Source organism: Polynucleobacter necessarius, assembly GCF_900095205.1.
Classification (GTDB): domain Bacteria; phylum Pseudomonadota; class Gammaproteobacteria; order Burkholderiales; family Burkholderiaceae; genus Polynucleobacter; species Polynucleobacter necessarius_E.
Window position 1 is genome coordinate 1,211,955 of sequence record NZ_LT606951.1, and the last position, 25,226, is coordinate 1,237,180.

The following is a 25,226-nucleotide window of genomic DNA, read 5'->3' on the forward strand; positions in this document are numbered from 1 at the left end:
ACTTGGCAAAATTGCTCCCAGTCCATTAAACTGGAGGGATGACTAAATCTCTTTCCAATACCCTCCCTACAGAATTACAGAATAATCCCCTGCTGACTTTTGGTCGCGGTATCGCCGCTTATTCAGAGGTCAAGCCAGAACATATTGCGCCCGCGATTGAGTATTTACTCAAGCATGCTCAGGACGCCGTCGAGGTAGCAGTGAATCCAAGTACACCATCCACTTGGAATGCATTGGCTGAACCACTAGAGGATGCTACGGAATTTTTTGGTAGGTCCTGGGGAGTGATTTCTCATCTCAATAGCGTTGCTGACACACCCGAACTACGTGCTGCTTATGGTGAAATGCTGCCCAAGGTTACCGCCTTCTTCTCCAGTCTTGGTCAGAATTTAGATTTATACAAAAAATTTAAGGAACTGAGCAAATCTGCTGACTTTGCAAAACTGAGTTCAGCCCAGAAAAAAGTGATTGAAAATTCCTTGCGAGATTTTCGATTAGGGGGTGCAGAACTAAGTGACTCAGATAAACCGCGCTTTTCTCAAATTCAAGATGAGCAAGCAGTATTAGGCAAAGCCTTCTCCGATCATGTCTTGGATGCTACCGACAGCTTTGTTCATCTCGTTACAGATAAGACTGAGCTAGTCGGAATACCTGAGGATGCAATTGCTGCGGCTGCTGATACCGCGGAGCAAAAAAATCTACAGGGCTGGGCATTTACCCTGCACTTCCCCTCTTGTTACCCAGTCATGCAGTACTCGGAGAACCGAGCATTGCGTCGCTTAATGTATGAGGCCTACGTTACTCGCGCTTCAGAATTAGCCCCAGAGTATGCCAAAGGAAAACTGGAGTGGGATAACACACTCAATATGCTTGAGCAACTAAGACTACGCGATGAAGAGGCGCGAATGCTGGGATTCAAAAACTACGCCGCTTTAAGCTTAGCTCCTAAGATGGCTAGCAGCGTTGAGGAAGTGGATTCTTTCTTGACTAACTTTGCCAAGAAAGCAAAACCATTCGCTCTTAAAGATTGGCAAGAACTCTCAGAGTTTGCTAAATCTGAATTGTCTATTACTGATGGACTAGAGCCTTGGGATGTTGCCTTTGTTTCTGAAAGACTCAAGCAAGAGCGTTACTCCTTTTCCGAGAATGAGCTCAAGCAATACTTCCCGCTCCCTAAAGTTTTAGACGGCCTCTTCCAAGTCATTCAAACCCTCTTTGGCGTAAAGATTGAATCCGCAGATCTTCCGACTTGGCATGCTGATGTGCAATCGTTCTCTGTAAAGAATGCCAAGGGTAATATCGTGGCTTACTTCTATTTGGATCCTTATGCTCGCCCAGGAAAGCGTGGTGGTGCTTGGATGGCTGACACGCGCGGTCGCAGAGTATTGCCAAATGGTGAGATTCAAATTCCAGTGGCGTATTTGGTATGTAACTTTGCGCCACCCGTCAAAGTTGATGGCGTGTTGCGACAACCCACCATTACCCATGATGACGTGATTACCCTTTTCCATGAAAGTGGCCACGGCCTTCATCATCTCTTAACGCAAGTGAGCGCACTAGGCGTTTCAGGAATTAATGGGGTTGAATGGGATGCGGTTGAATTGCCAAGCCAGTTTATGGAAAACTTCTGCTGGGAATGGGAAGTCTTAGAAAAAATGACTGCGCATGCCGAGACAGGAAAACCTCTCCCCAGGGAATTATTTGACAAGATTTTGGCTGCCAAGAATTTCCAGAATGGTTACATGACTTTACGTCAGATTGTGATATCATTAACAGACTGGCGCTTGCATGCCAGCTTTGATACCAAGAATGCGAAAGGTCAAGCAGTACTTGATCTCTCCAGAGCAATTGCCGATCAATTTAACGTTATCCCGCAGCCAGCCATCTCCCGCTGGATCAATACCTTTAGTCATATCTTTGCAGGTGATTATGCAGCTGGCTATTACAGCTACAAATGGGCAGAAGTTCTTTCTGCTGACGTCTACTCCGCCTTTGAAGAGGCTGCAAAACTTACTGGCAGCGTACTGGATGAAAAAACGGGTGCACGTTATCGCGAAGAGATTTTAGAAGTTGGCGGCAGTCGTCCAGCAGCAGAATCCTTTAAAGCGTTTAGAGGTAAAGAGCCTAGTATTGATGCTTTGCTAAGACATGGGGGTTTGGCTTAGAACAAAAATCAAAGGCCCTTTTTAAGGGCCTTTGTTAATTTAGGAAGACATCCAAAAATGCTTCATCTCTGGAAGGTCTTGCATGCCTCGCTCATACCCATACCGAATAGCTGGCTCCATGATTTTTTCTGGGTCTACAACACTCATCGTTTTTCTACCAGGGAGCATGCCAACAACTACCAACTTGGTCTTTGTACCAGCAGCCTCTAGATCCTTTACTTCTTGCAATATTGTATTTGGCAGATGATTCAAGCGTAGACCTTCCTTTTCTTGCGCCGCAATCGTATCTGCCAAGGCAACCACTAATGCTCGCCTAGACCCCGCAACAATATCGCAATGGGCAGTTGATCCAATGCTGCCAGCCTGCAGACTCGATCCTTAACCCAGAGGTTGGGCCAGAGTGACGCCAGGCGCTGAAGCACTAGCCGCACACGCATCAATCACCCCCACCCCAGAATCTGGAGAAATCACCAAACGCTCAGCGGTATAACAATCAATTGTGGTGATATACATCTTTTGCGGGATATTTTTCATATCACCTAAGAAAACTTTGATATTGGCTTGAAACTTTTCAGATGGTATTGATTTTGCAGCCATTGCAGCATGACCAATCGCTTGAATGGTATCTGGATTTCCATCTTTAGCATTCAACCCCATTTTCATGACACGCTCTTAGCTAGGAGAGAATTTTTTTGTTGGCACCAACTTTGCCATGATCTTGGGATAGTCAGCCAATAAATTAAATTCTGCTGAGAATAGATCCAAGCGACTACCCAATAGCGCACTTCCTAACACCGCACCGGCAGATGTACCAACTACGATATCAGCTAAGCGCAGATCAATACCGTTGGTTAGCATCGCATGAAAGTAGCCCACTAGAAATGAGCTCATGTATTTGGAACCGCCGCCTAAAACAATCGCCCTATCCTTTCCTTTGCCTGGAGGATTTTTGTAAGAGATTGGGTGAGCTAGGCCATCATTCCAAGCGGAAGTAGTTTTCTGAATCTCTTGTACATCTAGTGCTCGAACTTCGTCTATCGTCTTTTTGGATAAGGGTGGTGAATGCGCAAAAGACTGCGTGCTCGTAGCTACGGCAGCAACACCTACAGCAGAGGTTTTCAGAAAATGTCGGCGATCGGATTGGGTCATTACTCTCCTTTTACTGGGGTATTCGTTTTATAAACCTGGTTTTGTATACTCAAAGGTAATGGCTGACTTTCTGATGCGGGAATCATTACCTCAACATAAGATGCGCCATCGAAAGTATTCGCTTTTTCAATCGCTGCATCTAACTCAGCTACCGTGCTTACTCGACTAGAAAACCAGGACTCACATCCCATCGCCCCTGGAATTTGAGCGTAATTCCACTTCGCTAATTCATCATACGACGGCCCTATCTCGCTAAGAACATTTTCAACCCCAAAAATGGAATTATTCAAAACAAAAATAATAGGCTTGATACCGTAACACCTCATAACCCCAATCTCATTGGCTGTTAATTGATGAGATCCATCTCCAGTTATTAATATCGTTCGTCCTTTTTTATTAGCCATACATATACCTTCAGCAGCAGGTGTTGCCCAACCAATAGATCCCCATAATGTCTGGGTTTGAAAGCCAACACCATCAGGTAGCCACATGGGTGTGGTATGTATGATGCAGGTACCTGTCTCTACAACTAATACATCACCTGTTTTCAGTATTTTTTGTAAGCGTGGATAAAATTCTCTGAAGATGTGGGATCGCTTGGCAACCCTACCAGAGGCATTTGTGCTTGCTGGCCTTTTATGGGAGAGCCGACTTGAGCACTCACTTTCTGGGTTAAGCCGTCAAGGATGTCACACAACATAACACCAGCAAAATATTACCCATTCTGACAAATTGATCCCCCAAAGTAAGTAGCTTAGATTGAGCAATGTTGTCCGCCCAAAATGTCGTGTTGAAGTCTTCAAACACCACGCCACCAATATCCAATACCAAATCAGCACTCTCAACAGTTGCTTTTAAACTAGCCGGACTAGAACTCATGCCGTTGTATATTCCCAGGAAACTAGGATGCGCCTCAGAAATTACCGCCTTATCCATCGGCGTTGTAGCGTATGGAATGTTGGATTGATTTAACAACTGTTGCACACGCCTTCTAGGGCGCCAAAATTAGCAGCAAACTGAGTTGGCAAAGCAATAACCCTATTGGCGGCTTTTATTTTCTCCAAGACAAACTCTATAGCAGCCTCCAAGGAAGCTGGGTCACTTCGGGCCCTCGTGATCTCAGCAAGAGGTGAGCCTTTTATTGACTTACCAATAATAGGCATTTTGCCCAGGTCCATCGGCACAGTAATGCAGGCAGGTGCACTTAAACGCAACGCTTCTCTAATAACTCGCTCCATCTCTTCGATTGCCTTATCTGGCGTCAAATAGGCGGACACACAACAAGCTGCCTCCAACAGAGATCGAAAATTGTTATAAACACCATCCCCTAAAGTGTGATGCGTAATAAGATTCTGCCTCTGAATTTGGGTACTTGGCGCGCCAACAATATGAAAAACTGGTAAGCGCTGAGACTTTGCACCCATTACGCCATTGATGGCACTTAGCTCACCCACACCATATGTAGCCGATAAAATGGGTGCGCCATTAATCCGGGCATACCCATCTGCGGCATAAGCTGCAATTTAACTCATTAGCGCAAACAATCCATTGAAGCCGATCGCATGCTTCAATAGCATCATCAAATGGAAAAGAATGATCTCCAAGGAACACCAAATACTCGATCAATCCCCAAATCAGCCAAGCGATTGAGCACATATTCTGCAACCGTGATATTGGCGTTGGCCATAAACACTCCCATTTATTTGATAAATTCAATCTAATCCTTTGGACATGCATTGGCTAACGGCTTGCCAGCCACTCGATCCTTAACCCAAGCTAAATAAAAAGGCTTAGATGTTGTGGGGGTCGTAAAGTGGGATTGTTCTCCAGGCAACTGCATTCTTCCTACGCTACCGCCTAACTTGCATATTTGATCTTGATAAAGCTTATGCATTACTGGTGGAACAGCAGTATCTTTTGATCCAAAGTAAATTTGCACCGGCGCAACGGGTTTTACTACAGGCACGCCGCCTTTTGCATTGCTTGCGCCCACGCAACTGTATTAACAGGAGTTTGCTTTAATAAAGCCGCATAACTTAAGCCATAGTTGAAGTTGAATGTATCGCTAGCAGCATGCATACATTTATTGCTATATATCTCATTGGCTACTTTTACACCTTCATCTGTAAAGATGTCGGCTAACTTCAGATCAGGAAAACAGCTTGCGTTCCCCAGTAATGCATCGTCGCATGAGTGAAATTAAAGACGTTATCTAAAAACATCTTTTGCGAGCCCTGAAAGTATTTATCAGCAGCAGCCTGATCCAGCTTGCCGGCTGGCGCAAGCATGGAAATATCTTGAGGAGCCAAGGCAACAAAACCAACAATATCAAGATTATCCGCTACAGTACCATTCTGCTTGATGTACTCGGGCATACCCGCTAAAGCAATTGCTGCTCCGCCACCCTGAGACCAACCATAAACCAGAGTCTTTTTATTAGCGCCTGTTTCTTTCATGGAGACTGCTGCACGCGCAGCATTGAGTGTATCCATGCCATTCGTCGCGGCCACACTATATTGATGTCTACCACCACTGCCCAAACCTTGGTAATCAGTGACTACCAATGCATAACCTTCCTTAATAAATTCTTCAACAGCTGGAAGTCCGTAGTCCGTCCAGCAATTACCACCCACCAAAAAATACTCATTCAGGGGCACTGCGGGATCAGTGACTTGGGATGGGCCACAATTTTGCGCTGAGCCTGTTGTGCCGTGCGCCCAACTCATTACAGGACGACCACCCGCTGGAGCTGGTCCTACAGGCGTAACCACGAGACCAGTTGAAATAGTTTTACGTCCTGAGATAGCAGAAGAGATATAGGCAATCTTCCAAGCCTGCGCACCATTCACCGAGGTTGCTATGGATTCTTGCTTGATAACCTGCCCTAACTTACCCTCTGGTGTCCTTTTCATAACGGCAGCATAAAAAGCTTGCATTGGTGGATCCGCATAAACAACCGATGAAAGAATACTGAGTACTGCACCAAGTGCCAAAGCATAAAAACGTGTTATTTTTGCATAGGTAATAAAGGAGGATTAAAAAAGGTGCCAATAATTTTAAAAAGAGAATTTGCAATTAATATAACAAACTCCTTAACTGGTTATGGCCTTATGCAGTCTGGTCGATCTACCAACCTTATCAACCTTCTTGTCAGCTCAACCAGAGCATTGGAAGACCAAGTTAAGACTTTTTTATCGTCGCAATCACTGGAGCATGGTCGGATGGCTGCTCCCATGTTCTAGGCTCTTTATCCACTATGCTAGTGCTACATTTTTCTTTGAGTGCTGCGCTTAATAGAATGTGGTCAATACGCATGCCAGCATTTCTTCTGAAACCCATCATGCGGTAGTCCCACCAACTAAATGTCTTGGGTGCTTGTTCAAACATTCTGAAGGAATCATTCAATCCAAGCTGAATCAACTCTTGAAATACTTCGCGCTCTGGCGGAGAAACAAGGTTCTGACCCACCCAAGCTTTGGGATCATGCACATCCTCATCAGCTGGGGCTATATTAAAGTCGCCTAAGAGTGCTAGTCGTGAATTTTGTTGCAACTCTTCCGCTAACCAAGTTTGTAATGCGGTTAACCAACTCAACTTGTATTGGAATTTATCGCTATCTGGCGATTGACCATTAGGGAAATACGCCGATATCAATCTCATGGGTTGAGTACCAGCAAAACATACTGTGGCCGCAAGTATTCGTTGCTGATCATCGGCGTGATTCGGAATATTTCTGATGGGCTTTAGAAACGCTGTTTCAACATCGGTCGCAATTGGCGCCAAAGCAGCTTTACGCAGAATGATCGCAACCCCGTTATAGGTTTTTTGTCCCGCAGCTAAATTCAGATAACCAGCATCCTCTAATTCTTTATGAGGATACTTATCATCAGTCAGCTTCAACTCCTGCAAGCAAAGTGCATCGATGGGTTGTTGCTTTTTTTCCTGATCCTGTAACCAGCGCAATACTTGCGGAAGGCGAACCTTGAGAGAATTCACATTCCACGCTGCTATTCGAACTGAATCAGTCATCGATTCCTAACTCTTGCAACTTTCGAGTGATAGTGTTGCGACCAATCCCCAGACGCTGGGCAGTCTCCACTCTTCTACCCCGAGTGACTTCGAGAGCAGCCTGTAACACCGCTTTTTCAAAGCGTGCAGTAAGAGCATCAAACACTTCCTTATCACTATCCTGCAACATCTTTACGGCAAGACGCCCTAAACCACTCTCCCAATCGCCTGAGGCTACTTTAATAACGCTAGCAGAATTTGGTGCAGACTCTCCTTGAAGCACGATAGGCTGCTCATTAGCCTGAGCTACGATATCTGCAGGAAGGTCGTTCACACCAATAATATTGGCAGATATCATGACTGTTAGCCAATGACATAAGTTCTCTAATTGACGAACATTTCCAGGAAAAGGCATCGTACTGATTTCTTTTAGCACCTCATCTGAAAGTTTTTTAGGCTCAACACCCAAAGATTTAGCGCAGCTCAGCATAAAGCGCCTTGCCAACATCGGAATATCTTCTGTGCGCTCACGCAAGGAAGGCATGCGCAAACGTATGACATTCAAACGATGCAATAGATCTTCGCGGAAAAGCCCTGCAGCTACCCTGGCTTCCAAATTTTGATGGGTTGAAGCAATGATGCGAACATTAGCCTTAATAGGATCTTGACCGCCGATGCGATAAAAATGACCATCAGACAACACTCTTAATAAACGGGTTTGAAGGTCAAACGGCAGATCTCCCACCTCACCTAAAAATAGAGTTCCGCCATCTGCTTGCTCAAAACGTCCGCGACGCAAGGTCTGCGCACCTGGAAAAGCACTACGTTCATGGCCAAATAATTCCGATTCCAGAAAATCTTTAGGTACAGCAGAGGTGCTCAATGAGATAAATGGGCCTTTAGCGCAAGGACTGTGTTTGTGTAACGCATGGGCCACCAATTCTTTGCCTGTACCAGATTCACCAGTGATGAGAACGGTAACATTGGATTGCGCCAAACGACCTATCGCACGGAAAATCTCTTGCATTGCTGGTGCTTGATGACCAATAATCTCAGTCGCATCTTGTCTCCATGCGGTCAATTCTTTTTTGCCAGATTCATTGCGGATGCCTTGCTCTACCGCACGATGAATTAACTCAACTGCCTTTTCCACGTCGAACGGTTTTGTAAGGTATTCAAAAGCACCGCCTTGAAATGAGGAGACTGCAGAATCCAAGTCTGAATGTGCTGTCATGATGATGACTGGTAATTGCGGATGGCTTGCCTTCACATGTTGCAATAGATCTAAACCATTACCGCGTGGCATGCGAATATCAGAAATCAAAACCTGAGGGGTTTCTTTTTCAAGAGCATTGAGAACGTCATTGGGATTAGAAAAGCTCTTATGCGGAATATTTTCGCGCGATAAAGCTTTTTCGAGGACCCAACGAATAGATTGATCGTCATCTACGATCCAAATTGGTTTCATGATGCTTTCTCCTGCCTACGGTATGGAATTTGAATATGAAAGTTAGTACGTCCAGGGCGACTATTACAAGTAATAAATCCCTGATGCTGTTGAACAAAAGTTTGCGCTAAGGTGAGCCCAAGCCCACCACCACCCTCCCCACCCCCGATACCAAGAGAAAGAAGATGCGCTCAATAATTTCTTCTGGAATACCAGGACCGTTATCAATCACGTGCAGATCCATCGCTAATTTATAGCGATGTTTAGCAATCGTGACCGAACGCGCTACCCGAGTCTTTAACTCTATTTGCGCTACTCCAGTACGAATCTCTTCAGTCAGCGCTTGGGCTGCGTTGTGAACAATATTGAGAGTTGCCTGAATCAACTGCTCTCGATCCCCAAGCAAATCAGGGCAAGCTCGTATCGTAATTGCGAATAATGCGCGCAGACCTTTTGGAAACTCAGCTAGTACTAAACTACGCACACGCTCAAGGGCTTCATGCACATTAAAGGATTCCATCACATGTGCTTTGCGATGAGGTGCCAACAGGCGATCTACCAATGTTTGCAGGCGATCAGATTCTTTAATAATGACTTGCGTATATTCTCGCAATCCTTTTTCTGGCAGCTCAAACTCGAGTAATTGAGCTGCCCCACGAATACCACCTAATGGATTTTTAATCTCATGCGCTAAATTGCGCATCAACTGTTTATTTGCTTCAACTTGCTGCGTTACGCGTTCATCTCGCTCACTACGCAACTGTTGATCGATAGGAAACCACTCCATCATGATGAGAGCTGGATCTTCCAAGGCCGCCACAACCACATGTGCCGGAATAGTCTCTTGATGAATACTGCTAGGCATCGAATGCAACATCATTTCTTGACGTTGGGCTGACACATGCCCTTGCTTCACTTCGAAAATTATCGAACTTAATGCTTCGTTATCGCCAAATAAATTGTGCACAGATTGACCCTCAAGTGATTTACGTGAAAGATCCAATGCTGAACTCAGTAGCTGGATTCACATATACCAATTGTTGTTGGTTCTCAGCCGCAAATACCACGATGGCATTGGGCATCTGATCAAGCAATGTCGGAAAAAAGGAGCAGCCGAAGCTGCTCCCTTAAACGAATTGCGCAACAGACCTGCGCTCAAGTTCTCTCCTTCGCTTACAGGGAGTAGTACATATCAAATTCGATTGGATGGGTTGTCATACGGAAACGTGTGACATCTTCCATCTTCAAATTGATATATGCATCGATCATAGATTCAGTGAATACTCCACCGCGAGTCAAGAACTCGTGATCTTTCTTCAATGCATCCAATGCTTCTTTCAAGCTGGCGCAAACGGTTGGGATCTTTGCGTCTTCTTCTGGAGGCAAGTTATACAAGTTCTTGTCAGCAGCTTCACCTGGTTGAATCTTGTTTTGCACGCCGTCCAAACCAGCCATCAACAAGGCAGAGAATGCCAAGTATGGGTTAGCCAATGGATCTGGGAAACGAGTCTCAATACGACGGCCCTTAGGACTTGGAACGTGTGGAATACGGATAGAAGCAGAACGGTTACGTGCTGAGTAAGCCAATTTAACCGGGGCCTCAAAACCTGGAACCAAACGCTTGTATGAGTTTGTACCTGGGTTAGTAATCGCGTTCAATGCCTTAGCGTGCTTAATGATGCCGCCGATGTAGAACAGAGCAAACTCTGACAAACCAGCATAACCATTACCAGCAAATAAGTTCTCGCCATTCTTCCAAACAGATTGGTGAACGTGCATACCAGAACCGTTATCGCCAACAACTGGCTTAGGCATAAATGTTGCTGTCTTGCCATAAGCATGTGCTACGTTTTGAATAACGTATTTCTGCCAGATAGTCCAGTCAGCGCGCTGTACCAATGTGCTGAACTTTGTACCCAATTCGTTTTGGCCTTGACCAGCAACCTCATGGTGATGAACTTCAACTGGAATGCCCAATGATTCAAGAATCAAGCACATTTCAGAACGCATATCTTGGAATGTGTCTACAGGAGCAACTGGGAGGTAACCGCCTTTTTTGCCTGGACGGTGACCAGTATTACCTCCTTCAATTTCAGCACTAGATGACCATGGAGCTTCTTCGGAATCAATTTTCACGAAGCAACCCTGCATATCGGCACCCCAACGAACGCCGTCAAAAATAAAGAATTCTGGCTCTGGACCAAAGTAAGCAGCATCGCCTAAGCCTGTGCTCTTCAAATACGCTTCAGCGCGTTTAGCGATAGAACGTGGATCACGGTCGTAACCTTTGCCGTCTGCTGGCTCGATAACGTCGCATGTCAGAACCAATGTTGGCTCTTCATAGAAAGGATCGATGTAAGCAGCTGTTGGGTCTGGTTTGAGCAACATGTCTGATGCTTCAATACCCTTCCAACCAGCAATTGATGAGCCGTCAAATGCATGACCACTCTCAAATTTGTCTTCGTCAAAAGCAGAGATAGGAACTGTCGTGTGTTGCTCTTTACCCTTTGTATCTACAAAGCGAAAATCAACAAAAATACATTCTTTCTCTTTAACCAACTTCATCACATCAGCGACGGTCTTCGTCATGCAAATCTCCCCTGTTAACTAAATTCGGAATTAAAACTTAAGGCATACACCCTTGTTTATTCCAGGCACCAAACATGCCTAATGGATGTATGTAATTTACTGAAGCAAACAAATGGGAACCCTTATTATCGCACTATTAAAAAGCGCTCAATTACCACGCATATAGCCTAAAAAAACCGATTTGCACCTTTTTAGTGCCTAGCAGACTAGCTGATATCGTGAATTTCGTAGCCCAGCTCTTGCGTGCCCGTTCTTAAAGCAATCCAGGCACTATCCAGCAGGTTGGCATTGCCTTTGATGCCCAATTCGATATGGCGTTGAGCATAGACGCCGCCCTTGGCGGGATCCGCCAACAGAGGGTAGGCTAAAGACCTTCACCCCGGGAAAGCTGGCCTCAATGCGCTCCATTAGTGGCGTCAAAGTGGACTCAATTCCTTTAGGCACGATAAAACTCTGTTCCGCCCAATTTTCTTGATGAAATAAATCTTTGTAATGCGTATCCAAACACCAAACCATCATCGGGGCAGCCATTACTGGGAAGCCAGGAACAAAGTGGTGCTCACGGATCCGAAAGCCTGGGATTTGGTTATACGGATTTGGAATGATTTCACTGCCGATGGGAAACTCGCCCATCTTGAAGCGGTGCTGGTTTTCAGGAGTATTTAAATCAGACTTAATTGGATCGCCCTCAGCCATCGATTGATTGCGGCCAGCAATCAATTCTTGCGCTGTCGGATACAATTCTGTTTTCGTTCCCAATGCAAGCGCCGCGCATTGACGAGTGTGATCATCTGGTGTCGCACCAATACCGCCTGTACTAAACACCACATCTCCACTAGCAAAACTTTCTTTAGGGTGGCAGTATTTGCTCGGGGTCATCAGCAACATACTTTGCCCAAGCTAGACTCAGTCCGCGCTCATTGGGCAATTCAATGAGCTTACTCATATGCTTATCTTGTCGCCGACCAGACAAAATCTCATCGCCAATCACAATTAAACCGAAACGGCGCTGTTCTTTTTTGTCTCTTCGACTTCTACTTTTTTCATCATATCAACCATCTCATTGACCCTGATAGGGAAGTTCCATATCAACCACACGCGATTGCACTGTTAGCGCCTTGTCTAATTCCTCTTCCCTCAATTGCTTTAGCGCATCTAATAAGAAGTAGCTAAACCAAAGCGCTGCAAACACAAAGATGAGGGAATAGACCCAAAGCGCCACAAAGCTAACAATCGGAAACAAGACCAAGGCTAACGCTGATGTAGCCCAAAAGAAAGTCGGTACCGCACCAAGCATTCCAGATGCAATACCCATGCAAAGTAATGGCCAACGGTATTTTTCAATGAGCTGATCGCGCTCTTCAGGGCTAGCATGTTTTGCCAGTACGTCATATGACATAAGACGCATCGTTAGCCAACCCCATAGCAATGGCGGCAAAACAGCCACCAATGGAGGTACCCACCAAACTGGCAAAGTCAGCATCACCAAGACCAGACACAGCAACGCAGACCATAAGCTATAAATTAAGCTTCCAAAGATGCCTCCACCCCGCTTGCACTCTAGATCTTGGAATTGAGATTGCTTGCATGCAATCTTCACAATTGCTGGGACTGTTGAAAAAGCAATAAAGACTAATAAGCTAATCGTGATGAGTGGAATGATGAGCATCACAAAAAATAGCGGAGCAATCCATGCCCTAGCATTTTCAAAGCCAGCCCAAATCAAACCTTCTTGTATCCAACTGGTAAAGATCGATGTCGTTAGAAAAATACTGAGAACTTCAAGTGCTGGTGTCCAAATAAGCCAAATGAGACACCCCCACAAAATCGACACGATTAAAAATGGTCTTAAGCCCAGCCATAGCATGCGAGGATGCATAGTCCCAACTAGAGCCATACCAAATGATTTAAATACTTGCTGTAATCCGACCATACCACTCCTAATGCCTTTAGATTGAATCTACTTAGGCTTTAATTCTTTAACAGCCTGCACTAAGCCTTGCCATTGTTGAGTAAGGATATTTTGCGAAACCGATAAATTTCTTACCCCCGTAGGATAGACCTCTTTTGGGAAGATGGTTGTTCTAAATAACATGTCCCACCATGGAAACAAAATGCCAAAATTGCAACCGCCTCCTAACACTCCCGGCTTGCCCTTCGCCTCGTGCCCATACCCCACTGCATGATGCATGCGATGATACATCGGCGAAATCAGGAAATATCGTGCTGCACCTAAATCAATTTTGATATTGGCATGCTGCCAACTTTGAATAAATTGGCTTAAGGCAACCAAGGCAATGAATTGACCGGGCGATACTCCAAATAACAGCGCAAAGAAGGCCATGAATACAGCGCGCATGATGTCATCTAAGACGTGATTACGGTTATCCGACCAAGCCGTCATGACAGTTTGACTGTGGTGCAAAGCGTGCAATTGCCACCACCAGTTAAACGTATGTGAAGCACGGTGATAAAGATAATCCACAAAGTCTAAGAGAATGAGGTAGATCAAGAAGCTAATAGCAGGGACTGAAGTTACTCCAGGCCACCAAGACTCCACATTCAGTCTGGCAAAACGAAAATCATGCAGTATGGAGTCGATCTCAAAAAAGAATCCTGATAACAAGATAAATAAGATGCCATGAAAAATTCCTAGGCGATGGAACAGGGTGTAGAACACATCTGCCCTGCTTGATTTTGCAAAACGCTCTTGTTTTTCTGCGGGAGCTATTCGCTCCCAAGTTCTTACGACAAAAAAGATCAAGAAAACCTGTATGCAACCAAATAAGAACCAATCGATGCCATCAAATACGTCTTCAGCTCAGGACATTAAATCAAATTGATAAAGAATCGGACCCACAATCTGAGAAAAAAGAAACTCCTGAATACTGCCGTAAGCACTTGAAATCGAAGAGGTGATAGTCGATAAATCCATGCCTTATTTTGACGCAATTGCAGAATCTTTGGGTAGCAGACCAAAGCAGAACCCGCGGCCCTTGAAGTTCACGATGAGTTGCTCAAGAACAGCAGGTGCCCAAGGATCTTTTCTAGACCAGGCACCCAAATGGACCATGGTGATATCCCCATCGGCAATAGTACGGCTAGCCTTATCCAAAAGATGGCTATTGGGGTGTTTATCGGAATTTAGCTCATCCCCCAAGAAACCGGCAGAGGCCCAGCCTATGTGTTGATAGCCACACATATCCCCCATCCGAATTAAGGTTGGAGAAATTTTGCCACCAGGAGCGCGCCAAATTCTTTGCAATCCTTGGTCAGTTAACTCTTGAAAACGCTGGTCTACCCTGCGGATTTCTTTGCACATGGCTGCTTCGTTATATAAAAGTGTCATCCCCTGCTTTGGGGCCAAATTGAGGCTTTTCAAATACCTCACCCTTTGGACCATCTTTAACAAAGTAAGTATGGTCGTATGTATGACTACCAAAGTGATGGCCTTCTTTAACGCGTTCCTGCCAATAGGCTTTCCAGGAGTCATCTAAGGAAAAATCGCCACGAAAGGTTTTCTCATTAGCCAAGAAAAAGTGGCTTTCACATTTTGTCGCCTCAAAATCTCTGCAACCTTCTCTGCTACAGACGTGTTTCCTGTATCAAAAGTGAGATAAACCTTCTTTTTACATTCCGCAGCCTGAGCAATACTGCCCAATGAAAAACAGCCGAGCAAAAGCGCGGCTGCAAAACATGCAAATAAGTGATGACCCATCGCGATTGTTATTCCCATCCAGCCCTTGGAGTAAAGAACACACCATGAGGTGATTTACCAACCGGAATGGCCGTTACCAATTTCATCGTTGGGATATCAATGACGCCCACTTTTTTGGAGAAACGAAAAGTCACCCACATGGTTTTGCCATCTGGAGTGATCTCCATGTCATCAGGACCAGCAGGAAGGCCTATAATATTGCCGACCTTTTCAAGGGTTTGCATATTAATCAGGCTAATAGTGGAGGCAATTCGATTGCTGATGAAGACATGCTTCTTGTCACCCAAGGGACGGAAGTTGTGGGCGGCCCTTGCCAGTAGGGATACGTTTGACCTCTTTACGAGTCTTCCAATCAATGATCTGCACATAGTCATCGCCACAGTAATACCAACTAAAAGATATTGATCGCCAGGAGTCATCCACAAACCAGCAGGCACTTTTCCAGTTGGCATGACTCATAAAACATTTTGTGTTTCTAGATCGATCGCTGCTGATTCACTGGAATCTTGCAAAGTAATAAATGCGATTTTGCTATCAGAGGTAAAGGCAATATGACTTGGCGTCTTCGCCAACTTCACCGTCTTCGCCAATTTTAGATTCGCGCCATCAGCAGCATAAATATCCACGCGATCTAAACGATTGCCGTTGGCCACAAACCATTTGTGATTCGGTGAGTATCCAATTTGATAAGGATCGATGATGTTTGGAATTCTGCCAGTTAATTCTCCAGTAGTAGGATTCATTAGGACAACATCATTGCCTGCGGCATTTGCAATCAACAGCGTTTTCTGATCCGGCGTCATCATCAAGTGATGCGGCTCTTTTCCAACAGGAATGGTTTTAATGACTTGACGCGATGATTTAATAACAGAAGTGCCAATACTGCGGAGGTCGCTAGCGTGCGAAAACCTCCGTTTTCAATAAATGTATGCGTAGCTATATTGTAAGTAATCAGGATGATCCAATAGGCCTTCAAATCCAATAGATATGACCGTGAATTTGACCTAGCGCAAGCTAGCTAAAACCTTTTCTAGGCGCCTTAAGGACATCGGGGTTGGAGTTTTAAGCTCCTGAGCATATAAAGCGACCCTCAACTCCTCAAGTTGCCAGCGAAAATCGCTTAATGCAGGATCCTCTGTCATTGCATAGGAAGCAGATCCCTTGCTTCCCTGTAGCAGCTTTTGCCACGGTCGAGCAACCGATTCCCAGTCTTTTTGACATTGCGCATCGCGACTTGGGTTCGATCGTAATTTATCAATCCGCATGGCGATCGCTTTTAAATAGCGCGGCACGTGAACTAATTGAGCGTACGGAATTTCAGCCACAAATTTAGGAAATATTAAGCCCTGCATTTGAGTTTGAATATCAGCATAGGCACTGGGTGATGCCACCTTTGCACTAGCGATCTTTTTCTGCAAATCTGCGTGGGCTTGCAATGCATTTAAGGCATGACGTGAAATTTCTTGCGCAATGAGGGCCAATCTTGGTTTGCCGGCTTGTAGGCGCTCTGCAAATTGTTCTGCATTGACTGGTAGCGCCTCAGACATGAATGCTCGCTCTAGCGCCAGATGAAGGATCTGCTCTATCAAACCATCTACTGACCCTACATTAATAAATAGCAAACCTAATTCACGGATGCCAGGCAATTGTTTTTGCAATGCCTTTAACGTGTCTTTGTTACTTAATGCGAATAAACGTCGTAATCCGAGAGCATGCTGTTTGCGAGCTTCTAACAGATCATCAAAAATCTCAAGATCGCAGTAATCGACACGGTCCACTAATGCTGGGTAACTAAATAAGGTTTTATTTCCCTTCTGAATTTCTAATGTCTCAGGTAGCTCGCCAAACTCCCATGTTCGATAACCGCCCTGCTCTACCATGCGGGCACCGCCTTCGGAAGGTTTCTTATCGCTCAATTTAGAGACGATCTCTACCCCCAACTCCACCTGTGCAGTTTCTTGAGCAATAGCCTGGAAAGCATTGCGAGCAGTTTCACCATACTCTGAGCGTAAGCGGGCCAAATTTCGTTCTACTTCAAGCTGACGGCCATGCTCGTCAATCAGACGAAAGTTCATCGATGAGTGCAATGGCAAGGATTCCGGTCTAACATCCGTCCGTTTGATTTCTAGACCGCGTTCTTTGCGGATATCGCCAATTAAGCTATCTAAAAAATCACCTACGCCAAACTGTTTCGCATCCAGCTGTCGCTCTAGAAAAGACTTGGCATAGTCTGGCAATGGCACACAATGTCGACGCAATTTTTGTGGAAGAGATTTCAGCAAAAGCAAGACTTTCTCTTCACACATACCAGGGACTAACCATTCACAACGACGGCCATCCACTTGATTTAGTTGAGTCAAAGGGACTACTAACGTGACTCCATCCTTTGGGCTTCCAGGCTCAAAGTGATACGTCAGGCTAAGTTGCGCACCACCCACCAACATGGTTTTGGGATAACGATCAACAGTGATACCTGCGGCTTCATGTCGCATTAAGTCCGCTTTAGCTAGACGAAGTTGACCATCGAGCTCTGCTTCTTGCCCTCTCTCTTTCAATAACCAAGCCTTCAAACTCTCGCGACTGCACACTCCTTTAGGAATACGCGACTCATAAAAAGCAAACAGCAAATCATCGTCTACTAATACATCTGGCCGACGAGAACGCTGTTCTAAGGCTTCGATTTCTTTAATTAGACGACGGTTATGCCAGAAGAAGCCAAATACGTTGGAGTATTTCTTTCTTGCATCTGCTTCGGTCTCCCGTTGAAGCGCTGGGGTATCCATGCGTCCGAACATTTCTTCCTGCACCAATGCTTGACGAATGAACAGCTCTCTTGCTTCATCTGGATTGTGTGGCTCATAGCGCACGCGGCGGCCATGATAAATTGGCAAGCCATACAAAGTGCCACGCTCAAAGGCCATCACTTCACCCTGACGGTTATCCCAGAATGGATCGCTCAAGGACTTCATCAGACGATGTGCTGCAACCCACTCTACCCACTGGGGTTCAATTTTGGCAATGGTGCGCGCATACATGCGATTGGTTTCCTGCAACTCTCCAGCCAAAATCCAAGCACCCGCCTTTTTGCCAATCGTCGATCCAGGCCAAATGAATGGGCGAATCCCTCGTGCACCAACATACCCCCCGGTCTTACTATTACGATCTTGGGATTTTTCATCCTCTTCTTTTTTGGCCACATAACCTAGAAGGCCAGTTAGCAAAGAAAGGTGAACTTGCTTATAGGTTGCAGCCAAACCATTCTCTTTCCATCCCCTCTCTCCCAACATCGTATGTAATTGACCATGAACATCACGCCACTCGCGCAAGCGGCGTGGTGAAAGAAATTTACTTTTACACAAATTTTCAAGCTGACGGTTGCTATGCTTATGTTGCAAAGCGTCTTGATACCAATTCCAAAGTTTGACGAAGCTCAAAAACTCAGAACGCTCATCTGCAAACTGTAAGTGCGCTTGATCTGCTGCGGCAGACTGATCCATGGGTCGATCTCGCGGATCTTGAGTAGCTAATGCTGAAGCGATAATGGTAATTTCTTTGAGGGCATTCTGCTCTTTGGCAGCTAATAGCATTCTGCCAATGCGCGGATCTAGCGGTAAGTCTGCTAACTGCCTGCCAATGCTGGTGAGCTTAAAACTGTTATTGATATCTTTACCATCCGCTGGCTCCGCCTCATCAAACTCAATCGCACCCAACTCATCTAGGAGCTGGACTCCATCGGCAATAGCCCTTCCCAAGGGTTTATCAATAAATGGAAAATACTGAATTTTTGGCAGACGCAATGAGCTCATCCGCAGGAGCACTGCTGCTAGTGAACTACGCAATATCTCAGGATCGGTAAATTTAGGACGCCCTTGATAATCTTGCTCGCTATATAAGCGCACACAAATACCATCCGACACACGACCACAACGGCCTGCTCGTTGATTAGCAGCTGCTTGAGATATCGGCTCTATTTGAAGCTGCTCAACCTTATTTCGATAGGAGTAGCGTTTGACACGGGCCAAGCCACTATCAATGACGTAACGAATATTGGGAACGGTTAATGAGGTTTCAGCAACGTTAGTTGTCAAAATAATACGGCGGCCATTGCCCGGGCTAAACACTCTTTCTTGTTCTGCAACGGATTGCCGTGCAAAGAGACTCAGAATCTCAGGATGAAAGCGTTGCTGCAATACATGATCTTTACGCAATGCTTCTGCACAATCACGTATCTCACGTTCACCCGGCAGAAACACCAATACATCACCAACACCTGCAGCACCTTCGCGCCATAAATTGGCAATCTCTTCAGTCACCGCATCCGGAATTTCTTTAGCGGTCTTAGATTCTTTCTTGCCATCTGGCTTTGCGTCTGGCTCTAGCGGCGCGTATCGCTGCTCCACCGGGAACAATCGACCGCTGACCTCAATGACTGGGGCCACTTTGCCATTGATTGCAAAGTGTTCTGCAAAGCGTTGTGCATCAATAGTTGCTGAAGTGATGATGAGCTTTAGGTCTGGACGCTTAGGGAGTAGTTGGCGCAAGTAACCTAGTAAGAAGTCAATATTGAGACTACGTTCATGCGCTTCGTCAATGATGAGTGTGTCGTAAGCCTTTAACTGGGGGTCCCGTTGGGTCTCAGCCAACAGGATGCCATCGGTCATTAACTTAATGGAGGTAGTCTTGCCTGTTTTGTCCACAAAGCGCACTTGGTAACCTACATCTTGCCCAATGGGGGATCCCAGCTCTTGGGCGATTCTTTTGGCAGTGGCAGTTGCTGCAATTCGGCGTGGCTGTGTATGGCCAATCAGCCTGCCACCATTGATAGAGCCTCGGCCAAGGTCCAAACAGATCTTCGGCAATTGGGTGGTCTTACCTGAACCAGTCTCTCCGCAAACAATCACCACCTGATGACTCTGCAAGGCATCCTTGATCAGTTGACGCTGACCAGAGACAGGTAATTCTTCCGGAAAGCGAATTTCCAGCCTACGCGAGGTGTTGGAAGCAGGCACAGGCTGAGGCAATGCTTTGGGTTTTTGTTGGTTTATAGACTCTTGCACCCTATAATTTTCTCACTATGCCAACAAATGCACCGAATCAGGCCTCAAGCGCCGAAGAATCTACCTCCAACTTCCCTTTCGTAGGGTGGTTGCGCGATGTTGCGCCCTACATTCACAGCTTCCGTGAAAAGACCTTTGTCATTGCTTTTGCGGGCGAACTCGTTCAAGAAATCGGCCTAGAAAATCTCATCGAAGATATCGCAATGTTGCATGCCATGGGTATGCGGATTGTGCTGGTTCACGGCATTCGCCCTCAGATCGAAGAGCAGCTCATGCTCCGTAAAATCAAGAGCAAGTTCGGTAAAAGTGCCATACACAGTTATCGCATTACCGATGCAGCAGCACTGGAGTGCGTTAAAGAAGCTGCTGGTGAACTTCGTCTAGATATTGAGGCGGCATTTAGTCGTGGCTTACCGAATACTCCAATGGCAGGTTCACGCATCTCGGTGATTTCTGGAAATTTTGTCACAGCAATGCCAGTAGGAGTCGTTGAAGGCATTGACTACATTCATACTGGATTAGTACGTAAGGTCGACTCAGGATCCATCAGAGAGTCCTTAGATAGCAACAAAATCGTTTTGCTCTCTCCTTTAGGTTTTTCTCCTACAGGTCAAGCATTCAATCTTGCATATGAAGATGTGGCTGTCTCTACTGCTGCCGCGCTAAAAGCTGATAAGTTGATTTTCTTAAGTCCTTATGCTGGTCTTAAAGATACTGAAGGTGACTTCATCACAGAATTATCTATGCCACAGCTACAAGAATATGTAGCGCAAAACAAAGATATGGATGTCGGCATGAAGAGCCTTCTCAATATCTCTGGTAGAGCGATTCATGCTGGTGTAAGCCGTGTTCACTTCTTACCATACAATCAAGATGGTGCGCTCTTAGAGGAGCTCTTTACCCATGATGGTATTGGCATGATGCTCGCCTCATCAGATATCGAGAACTTACGCGAAGCCTATCAAGATGATGTTGGTGGCATTCTGCAATTAACGATGCCTCTTGAAGAAGAGGGCATTCTGGCAGCACGCGGTCAAGACGTAATCGAACGTGATATCCAACGCTTCTCAGTGATTGAGCATGATCGCGTACTCTTTGGATGCGCAGCCCTCTTTCCTTTCCCGAATGGAGTTGGGGAGCTAGCTTGTCTTGCCGTCGATCCGGACGTTCAGGGATCAGGCGATGGTGAGCGCCTTCTCAAGCGTATCGAAATGCGCGCTAAACAAGAAGGCATTAAAAAATTATTTGTTCTCACCACGAGAACTGAACATTGGTTCCTAAAACGTGGCTTTAAACGGGCGACGGTGGAAGACTTGCCCGAAGAAAGAAAACAAATTTATAACTGGGATCGTAAGTCCATGGTTTTAACTAAAGATCTATAAAGACACATTAGTAATATACGAAAGGCATTACAGATGGCACGCATGGTTCAATGCATCAAACTAAATAAAGAAGCCGAAGGAATGGATTTCGCTCCATTACCAGGCGAATTAGGCAAAAAGATTTGGAATCAAGTTTCTAAAGAGGCTTGGGCAGGATGGTTAAAGCAACAAACTATGCTTATCAATGAAAACCGCCTCAATATGGCAGACCCGCGCGCACGCCAATACCTCCTCAAGCAAGTAGAAAAGTACTTCTTTGAAGGCGGCGCTGATACAGCCCAGGGCTTTGTGCCACCCCCAGCAGAATAAATATTTTTTAATCTTGATTTTGCTGGTTGACAAGCAAAAAAGACAGGCATAGGATGAAGCCGTGGTGAGGCAGTCATAGTGCTCCACACATTGGCGCAAGCCACTAAAAATAAGTGCATCTATGCGCTTATAGGCTAAGGAACCTAAATTCTTCCGAGTGCCTGAGCCATGCATACCATGGCAAACAACCCGATGGGCATACCCCGTCGGGTTTTTTAATGCCTAAACCACTAATTAGAATGCGATACGCTCAACGCCTGCAGCATTGCTGACCAACAAAATATTGGCCTTTTCTTTAGCAAATAGTCCAACCGTAATCACGCCTGCAATTTGATTAATCTGCGCTTCCATGCTGATGGGATCAGCAATCTTCAAGCCAGCAATATCTAAGATCCAACCACCGTTATCGGTTACAAAAGGCTCACTAGGAGTCTGATCTAAATCAGCGCGGGTATTTTTTGCAGCGCGCAAAGTGACCTTATCACCAAGTTTCTCTAATTCTCGCGTGACTACCCCGCATGAGAGCGGAATAATTTCCACTGGGAGGGCAAAGTTACCTAGTACCGGCACTTGTTTAGAAGAGTCACAAATACAAATAAATTGCTTTGCCATAGAGGCAATAATTTTTTCTCGCGTAAGTGCCCCGCCGCCGCCCTTAATCATGTGCCCCGCGGGATCGATTTCATCAGCACCATCTACATAGGCAGGCAGACCTTGAACATCATTGGGGTTAAGAACCTTAAAGCCATGTTTAAGCAAGCGCTCAGTCGTTGCGTTAGAGCTGGAGATAGTTCCAGCAAAATGATCCTTATGGAGTGCTAGTGCATCAATAAAGCAATTGGCCGTGGATCCAGCGCCAATACCCAAAATCTGACCGGCAGGCAGTTTTAGCACTTCATCTCTAGCTGCTTCACCTACCATCTGCTTCAATTGATCTTGATTCATATACCTATCAAATCAAATGCCTTTACTGGAACGGAGTAATTATTCCATCTATCATATGATATTCACGAAAAAACCTCTTTAGAGCACTTAGCAAGCCCATGAACAGTACCCCTTCGACATTCAGTCAACTCGAGCAACCCAAGAAACTCGCCACCGTGGTCGCCGATACCGGCGATTTTGAGCGCATGCAAGTCTTTCAGCCTCAGGATGCCACCACGAACCCATCTTTGATTCTGAAGGCAGCTTCAGCAAAGTAATTACCAAGATTTAGTACGGTCTGTAAAGGAAGCGCATCCTGGCATGAGCCCGACCGATTTGGTGAACTACATCTTGGTGGCATTTGGCCTAGAAATTCTGAAAATAGTTCCAGGTCGTGTTTCCACCGAAGTAGATGCCAGACTCTCTTTTGACACTAAAGCGACAGTAGCCAAAGGCAAAACATTTAATCGCCTTGTACGAGTCCCACGGAATTGATCGCAAGCGGATTTTAATTAAGTTAGCTGGAACATGGGAAGGCATTGCTGCCGCCAAACAATTAAAGTCAGAAGGCATTCATTGCAATATGACTCTGCTCTTCTCGCTCGTCCAAGCTGCGGCCTGTGGTGCAGCAAACGCTAAACTCATCTCTCCATTTGTGGGACGTATCACGGATTGGTACAAAGCAAAGCTTGGCGCTAATTGGAATGATGCAAGTAATGGCAGCGCAAATGATCCTGGCGTCACTTCAGTGAAGAGAATATTTCATTACTACAAGCACTTTGGCATCCCCACTGAAATCATGGGAGCGAGCTTTCACAATACCAACCAGATATTGGAGTTAGCAGGTGTAGATCTACTCACGATTAGCCCTGAACTCCTAGCTGAATTACAAAGCAGCAATGCTTCTAGTGAGAAAAAGCTAAATGCTAGCAATGCTCAAGCTGCATTAGAGTCAGAAGGCATTATGCCATTAAAGTTAGATGAATCCAGTTTCCGCTTGCAACTTAATAATGATGCAATGGCCACAGAGAAATTAGCCGAAGGCATTCGGAACTTCTGTATTGATACCGAGAAGTTAGAGGCGTTGTTAGCGAACTAATTAAAGCTCTACAGATATTCACAAAGATATGGCATTAAAAAACCACCCGAAGGTGGTTTTTTAATAAAGGAATCTATTAATTCCGATTAATAAAATAAATTAAATGCATCAGCACCTGCTTTATCAACAGAATAAGTTGATACAGATTTTATTTGGGTGACATTCTTTAACTTATTCATATCAATCATTGCCCAATTTATGGCATTGATTGACTTAAAGACGATTTCCAGATAGATTGCCCATGGTGGTCCATTGAGTGACCTCGCTAGAGGTAGCCTTTGCTTTACCGCCATCGCCAGCTGAACCAGCAGGATCTACCGTGAGCTCATTCGGTCTATCAAAGTTATTCATAATGTGCGCCAGTAAGTTGATTTGTTCATCGGGCGTTTTTCCTTTTTGAACATAATTCGAATAAAACGCAGCTTTTACAAAACGGCCTGTAGCAGTTTGTGATGATGGCAAGGCAGTCAGAGCTATACCTGCATTTGCAGTCTGAAGCTTTAACTTTCCAAGTTGACCAGTATTTTTATTGACATTGTCTTGGGTGTAATTATTCAGATTAGTGAGATGCCAAGGAAACTCTGGCGAATTCGTCATGGCATTGACAGGATTGTCATAGATATTCTTTTTGTTATTCACAAATTCAATAACTATGCCGTTACCCGCTTTATCAAAAATTGCAAAATGCAATGGTAATGCTAAGTTACCTAAAAAGCTGTTTTCGGTAACCAAAACTCGGTGTTATGGCTCTGCATAGAAGCTTTAACTTCAGCTACCGTTTTATGATTACCCAAAATCCATGTACCAAAATCGTTCACAGACAAGATTTTTGTTGGGTCATTGCCTACAGGAGGTGCAGACGATGGAATCATGGCATTTGCTGAGAAGCTTAAACCTTGATCATTCATTCCATCTAACAACAAAGAAAGCTTTGCGCCACCAACCAAGTTTCCAGTCATGGCCAAAATAGCGTATTTAGTGCTAAATACCTTCCCTTGAGCTCCAGAGGGAGTTATAGACTCCACTTTAGTTGCAGCAGGCATATAGGTTTTAGGTTAGACGGGATTGGCAACGTATAAGGAAGCTCCATAGTTCGACCATAATAGCCGTTGCCATTCGCATCTGCAACCATTAGGGCTGTACAGGCAAATGTATTTCCTACAGATGAGAAAACAAGCGAGCTAGCTACTAGTAGGCTTGCTAAGGATTTGATTTTTTTCATGTATATAGACCTTGGTGATTAAGCTGAAGATACTAGAGCAGATATTGTTACTATATTTATGCGCCCACTGAATACCTCTTGCTGAATGAAAAATGCCACCCCAGAGGGTGGGCTTTCGTCAATATTTTGGCAATTAGGGGTAAGAATTGCTATTTGC

The 25,226-nt window shown here is 45.2% G+C and carries 23 protein-coding genes and 4 pseudogenes; 4 read left to right on the top strand and 23 right to left on the bottom strand.

The window, feature by feature from the left end:
- The first annotated feature begins 38 nt into the window (after positions 1-38).
- The gene (locus DXE37_RS06690) at positions 39-2,165 is read left to right on the top strand and encodes a M3 family metallopeptidase (protein WP_114636970.1); all 2,127 of its coding nucleotides are present in this window, start codon (positions 39-41) and stop codon (positions 2,163-2,165) included.
- 39 nt (positions 2,166-2,204) lie between these two features.
- Here DXE37_RS06690 and DXE37_RS06695 read toward each other — a convergent pair whose 3' ends face one another.
- The 20 genes and pseudogenes from DXE37_RS06695 to hrpA form a co-directional block, all read right to left on the bottom strand.
- Positions 2,205-2,468, bottom strand: a complete 264-nt coding sequence (locus DXE37_RS06695; protein WP_114636971.1) for a hypothetical protein — start codon at positions 2,466-2,468, stop codon at positions 2,205-2,207.
- 75 nt (positions 2,469-2,543) lie between these two features.
- On the bottom strand, positions 2,544-2,828 hold the full coding sequence (locus tag DXE37_RS06700; protein ID WP_114636972.1) for a hypothetical protein: 285 nt from the start codon (positions 2,826-2,828) through the stop codon (positions 2,544-2,546).
- Between the two features lie 9 nt (positions 2,829-2,837).
- Entirely contained in the window at positions 2,838-3,314 is a 477-nt protein-coding gene (locus DXE37_RS06705; protein ID WP_114636973.1) for a twin-arginine translocation signal domain-containing protein, read from the bottom strand.
- The gene (locus DXE37_RS11525) at positions 3,314-3,805 is read right to left on the bottom strand and encodes a thiamine pyrophosphate-dependent enzyme (RefSeq protein ID WP_197713134.1); all 492 of its coding nucleotides are present in this window, start codon (positions 3,803-3,805) and stop codon (positions 3,314-3,316) included. The genes DXE37_RS06705 and DXE37_RS11525 overlap by 1 nt, the downstream gene beginning before the upstream one ends.
- 181 nt (positions 3,806-3,986) lie before the next feature.
- The gene (locus DXE37_RS11530) at positions 3,987-4,298 is read right to left on the bottom strand and encodes a hypothetical protein (RefSeq protein WP_197713135.1); all 312 of its coding nucleotides are present in this window, start codon (positions 4,296-4,298) and stop codon (positions 3,987-3,989) included.
- Positions 4,283-4,837, bottom strand: coding sequence for a thiamine pyrophosphate-binding protein (locus DXE37_RS11535; RefSeq protein WP_197713222.1), 555 nt, complete (start codon positions 4,835-4,837; stop codon positions 4,283-4,285). Before DXE37_RS11535 ends, DXE37_RS11530 begins: the two co-directional genes overlap by 16 nt.
- Before the next feature lie 194 nt (positions 4,838-5,031).
- Positions 5,032-5,307: a lipase family protein gene (locus tag DXE37_RS12675; RefSeq protein WP_231971210.1), complete on the bottom strand. Its 276-nt coding sequence runs from the start codon at positions 5,305-5,307 to the stop codon at positions 5,032-5,034.
- 151 nt (positions 5,308-5,458) lie between these two features.
- Positions 5,459-6,307, bottom strand: coding sequence for a lipase family protein (locus DXE37_RS12680; RefSeq protein ID WP_231971211.1), 849 nt, complete (start codon positions 6,305-6,307; stop codon positions 5,459-5,461).
- Between the two features lie 187 nt (positions 6,308-6,494).
- Positions 6,495-7,343 carry an exodeoxyribonuclease III gene (xth, locus tag DXE37_RS06720; RefSeq protein WP_114636974.1) on the bottom strand — a complete coding sequence of 283 codons (849 nt, stop codon included), beginning with the start codon at positions 7,341-7,343 and terminating at the stop codon, positions 6,495-6,497.
- Positions 7,336-8,790 (bottom strand): nitrogen regulation protein NR(I), encoded by a 1,455-nt coding sequence (gene ntrC, locus DXE37_RS06725; protein WP_114636975.1) that lies wholly within the window; start codon positions 8,788-8,790, stop codon positions 7,336-7,338. Before ntrC ends, xth begins: the two co-directional genes overlap by 8 nt.
- Positions 8,787-9,851 (bottom strand): annotated as a pseudogene (glnL, locus tag DXE37_RS06730) (nitrogen regulation protein NR(II)). Before glnL ends, ntrC begins: the two are co-directional and overlap by 4 nt.
- 91 nt (positions 9,852-9,942) lie before the next feature.
- Positions 9,943-11,358 (bottom strand): type I glutamate--ammonia ligase, encoded by a 1,416-nt coding sequence (gene glnA, locus DXE37_RS06735; protein ID WP_114636976.1) that lies wholly within the window; start codon positions 11,356-11,358, stop codon positions 9,943-9,945.
- A gap of 206 nt (positions 11,359-11,564) precedes the next feature.
- A pseudogene (locus DXE37_RS06740) lies at positions 11,565-12,304 on the bottom strand (competence/damage-inducible protein A).
- 114 nt (positions 12,305-12,418) lie between these two features.
- Entirely contained in the window at positions 12,419-13,291 is an 873-nt protein-coding gene (locus tag DXE37_RS06745; protein ID WP_114636977.1) for an EI24 domain-containing protein, read from the bottom strand.
- A 27-nt stretch (positions 13,292-13,318) separates the two neighbouring features.
- On the bottom strand, positions 13,319-14,122 hold the full coding sequence (locus DXE37_RS06750; RefSeq protein ID WP_231971212.1) for a sterol desaturase family protein: 804 nt from the start codon (positions 14,120-14,122) through the stop codon (positions 13,319-13,321).
- Between the two features lie 174 nt (positions 14,123-14,296).
- Positions 14,297-14,707, bottom strand: a complete 411-nt coding sequence (locus tag DXE37_RS12685; protein WP_231971213.1) for a polysaccharide deacetylase family protein — start codon at positions 14,705-14,707, stop codon at positions 14,297-14,299.
- Positions 14,691-14,891, bottom strand: coding sequence for a hypothetical protein (locus DXE37_RS12690; protein WP_231971214.1), 201 nt, complete (start codon positions 14,889-14,891; stop codon positions 14,691-14,693). Before DXE37_RS12690 ends, DXE37_RS12685 begins: the two co-directional genes overlap by 17 nt.
- Positions 14,852-15,094: a polysaccharide deacetylase family protein gene (locus DXE37_RS13535; RefSeq protein ID WP_331852138.1), complete on the bottom strand. Its 243-nt coding sequence runs from the start codon at positions 15,092-15,094 to the stop codon at positions 14,852-14,854. Before DXE37_RS13535 ends, DXE37_RS12690 begins: the two co-directional genes overlap by 40 nt.
- Positions 15,085-15,957 (bottom strand): annotated as a pseudogene (locus DXE37_RS06760) (YVTN family beta-propeller repeat protein). Before DXE37_RS06760 ends, DXE37_RS13535 begins: the two are co-directional and overlap by 10 nt.
- Before the next feature lie 123 nt (positions 15,958-16,080).
- Positions 16,081-20,085, bottom strand: a complete 4,005-nt coding sequence (gene hrpA / locus DXE37_RS06765) for an ATP-dependent RNA helicase HrpA (RefSeq protein ID WP_197713223.1) — start codon at positions 20,083-20,085, stop codon at positions 16,081-16,083.
- A 65-nt stretch (positions 20,086-20,150) separates the two neighbouring features.
- On the opposite strand from hrpA, the gene argA reads away from it, so the two are divergent.
- Together argA and DXE37_RS06775 are read left to right on the top strand one after the other, a co-directional pair.
- Positions 20,151-21,515, top strand: coding sequence for an amino-acid N-acetyltransferase (argA, locus tag DXE37_RS06770; protein ID WP_114636979.1), 1,365 nt, complete (start codon positions 20,151-20,153; stop codon positions 21,513-21,515).
- A 33-nt stretch (positions 21,516-21,548) separates the two neighbouring features.
- The gene (locus DXE37_RS06775; protein ID WP_114636980.1) at positions 21,549-21,824 is read left to right on the top strand and encodes an oxidative damage protection protein; all 276 of its coding nucleotides are present in this window, start codon (positions 21,549-21,551) and stop codon (positions 21,822-21,824) included.
- Between the two features lie 234 nt (positions 21,825-22,058).
- Here DXE37_RS06775 and rpiA read toward each other — a convergent pair whose 3' ends face one another.
- Positions 22,059-22,769, bottom strand: coding sequence for a ribose-5-phosphate isomerase RpiA (gene rpiA, locus DXE37_RS06780; RefSeq protein ID WP_114636981.1), 711 nt, complete (start codon positions 22,767-22,769; stop codon positions 22,059-22,061).
- A 98-nt stretch (positions 22,770-22,867) separates the two neighbouring features.
- Between rpiA and tal the strand changes: the two are divergent.
- Positions 22,868-23,847: pseudogene (tal, locus tag DXE37_RS06785) on the top strand (transaldolase).
- Between the two features lie 213 nt (positions 23,848-24,060).
- Here tal and DXE37_RS06790 read toward each other — a convergent pair.
- Positions 24,061-24,579 (bottom strand): linear amide C-N hydrolase, encoded by a 519-nt coding sequence (locus DXE37_RS06790; RefSeq protein WP_269460301.1) that lies wholly within the window; start codon positions 24,577-24,579, stop codon positions 24,061-24,063.
- Complete coding sequence (locus DXE37_RS13540; RefSeq protein ID WP_269460302.1) at positions 24,555-24,890, bottom strand: linear amide C-N hydrolase; 336 nt, start codon at positions 24,888-24,890, stop codon at positions 24,555-24,557. Before DXE37_RS13540 ends, DXE37_RS06790 begins: the two co-directional genes overlap by 25 nt.
- Positions 24,891-25,226: the final 336 nt, after the last annotated feature.

Coding starts and splice junctions, on each gene's coding strand:
- DXE37_RS06775 (WP_114636980.1), top strand. CDS start 21,549: ATGGCACGCATGGTTCAATGCATCAAACTAAATAAAGAAGCCGAAGGA.
- DXE37_RS13540 (WP_269460302.1), bottom strand. CDS start 24,890: ATGCCTGCTGCAACTAAAGTGGAGTCTATAACTCCCTCTGGAGCTCAA.
- DXE37_RS11525 (WP_197713134.1), bottom strand. CDS start 3,805: ATGTGGCTACCTGATGGTGTTGGCTTTCAAACCCAGACATTATGGGGA.
- DXE37_RS06745 (WP_114636977.1), bottom strand. CDS start 13,291: ATGGTCGGATTACAGCAAGTATTTAAATCATTTGGTATGGCTCTAGTT.
- DXE37_RS06705 (WP_114636973.1), bottom strand. CDS start 3,314: ATGACCCAATCCGATCGCCGACATTTTCTGAAAACCTCTGCTGTAGGT.
- DXE37_RS12685 (WP_231971213.1), bottom strand. CDS start 14,707: ATGACACTTTTATATAACGAAGCAGCCATGTGCAAAGAAATCCGCAGG.
- ntrC (WP_114636975.1), bottom strand. CDS start 8,790: ATGAAACCAATTTGGATCGTAGATGACGATCAATCTATTCGTTGGGTC.
- DXE37_RS06700 (WP_114636972.1), bottom strand. CDS start 2,828: ATGAAAATGGGGTTGAATGCTAAAGATGGAAATCCAGATACCATTCAA.
- glnA (WP_114636976.1), bottom strand. CDS start 11,358: ATGACGAAGACCGTCGCTGATGTGATGAAGTTGGTTAAAGAGAAAGAA.
- rpiA (WP_114636981.1), bottom strand. CDS start 22,769: ATGAATCAAGATCAATTGAAGCAGATGGTAGGTGAAGCAGCTAGAGAT.
- argA (WP_114636979.1), top strand. CDS start 20,151: ATGCCAACAAATGCACCGAATCAGGCCTCAAGCGCCGAAGAATCTACC.
- DXE37_RS13535 (WP_331852138.1), bottom strand. CDS start 15,094: ATGGGAATAACAATCGCGATGGGTCATCACTTATTTGCATGTTTTGCA.
- DXE37_RS06690 (WP_114636970.1), top strand. CDS start 39: ATGACTAAATCTCTTTCCAATACCCTCCCTACAGAATTACAGAATAAT.
- xth (WP_114636974.1), bottom strand. CDS start 7,343: ATGACTGATTCAGTTCGAATAGCAGCGTGGAATGTGAATTCTCTCAAG.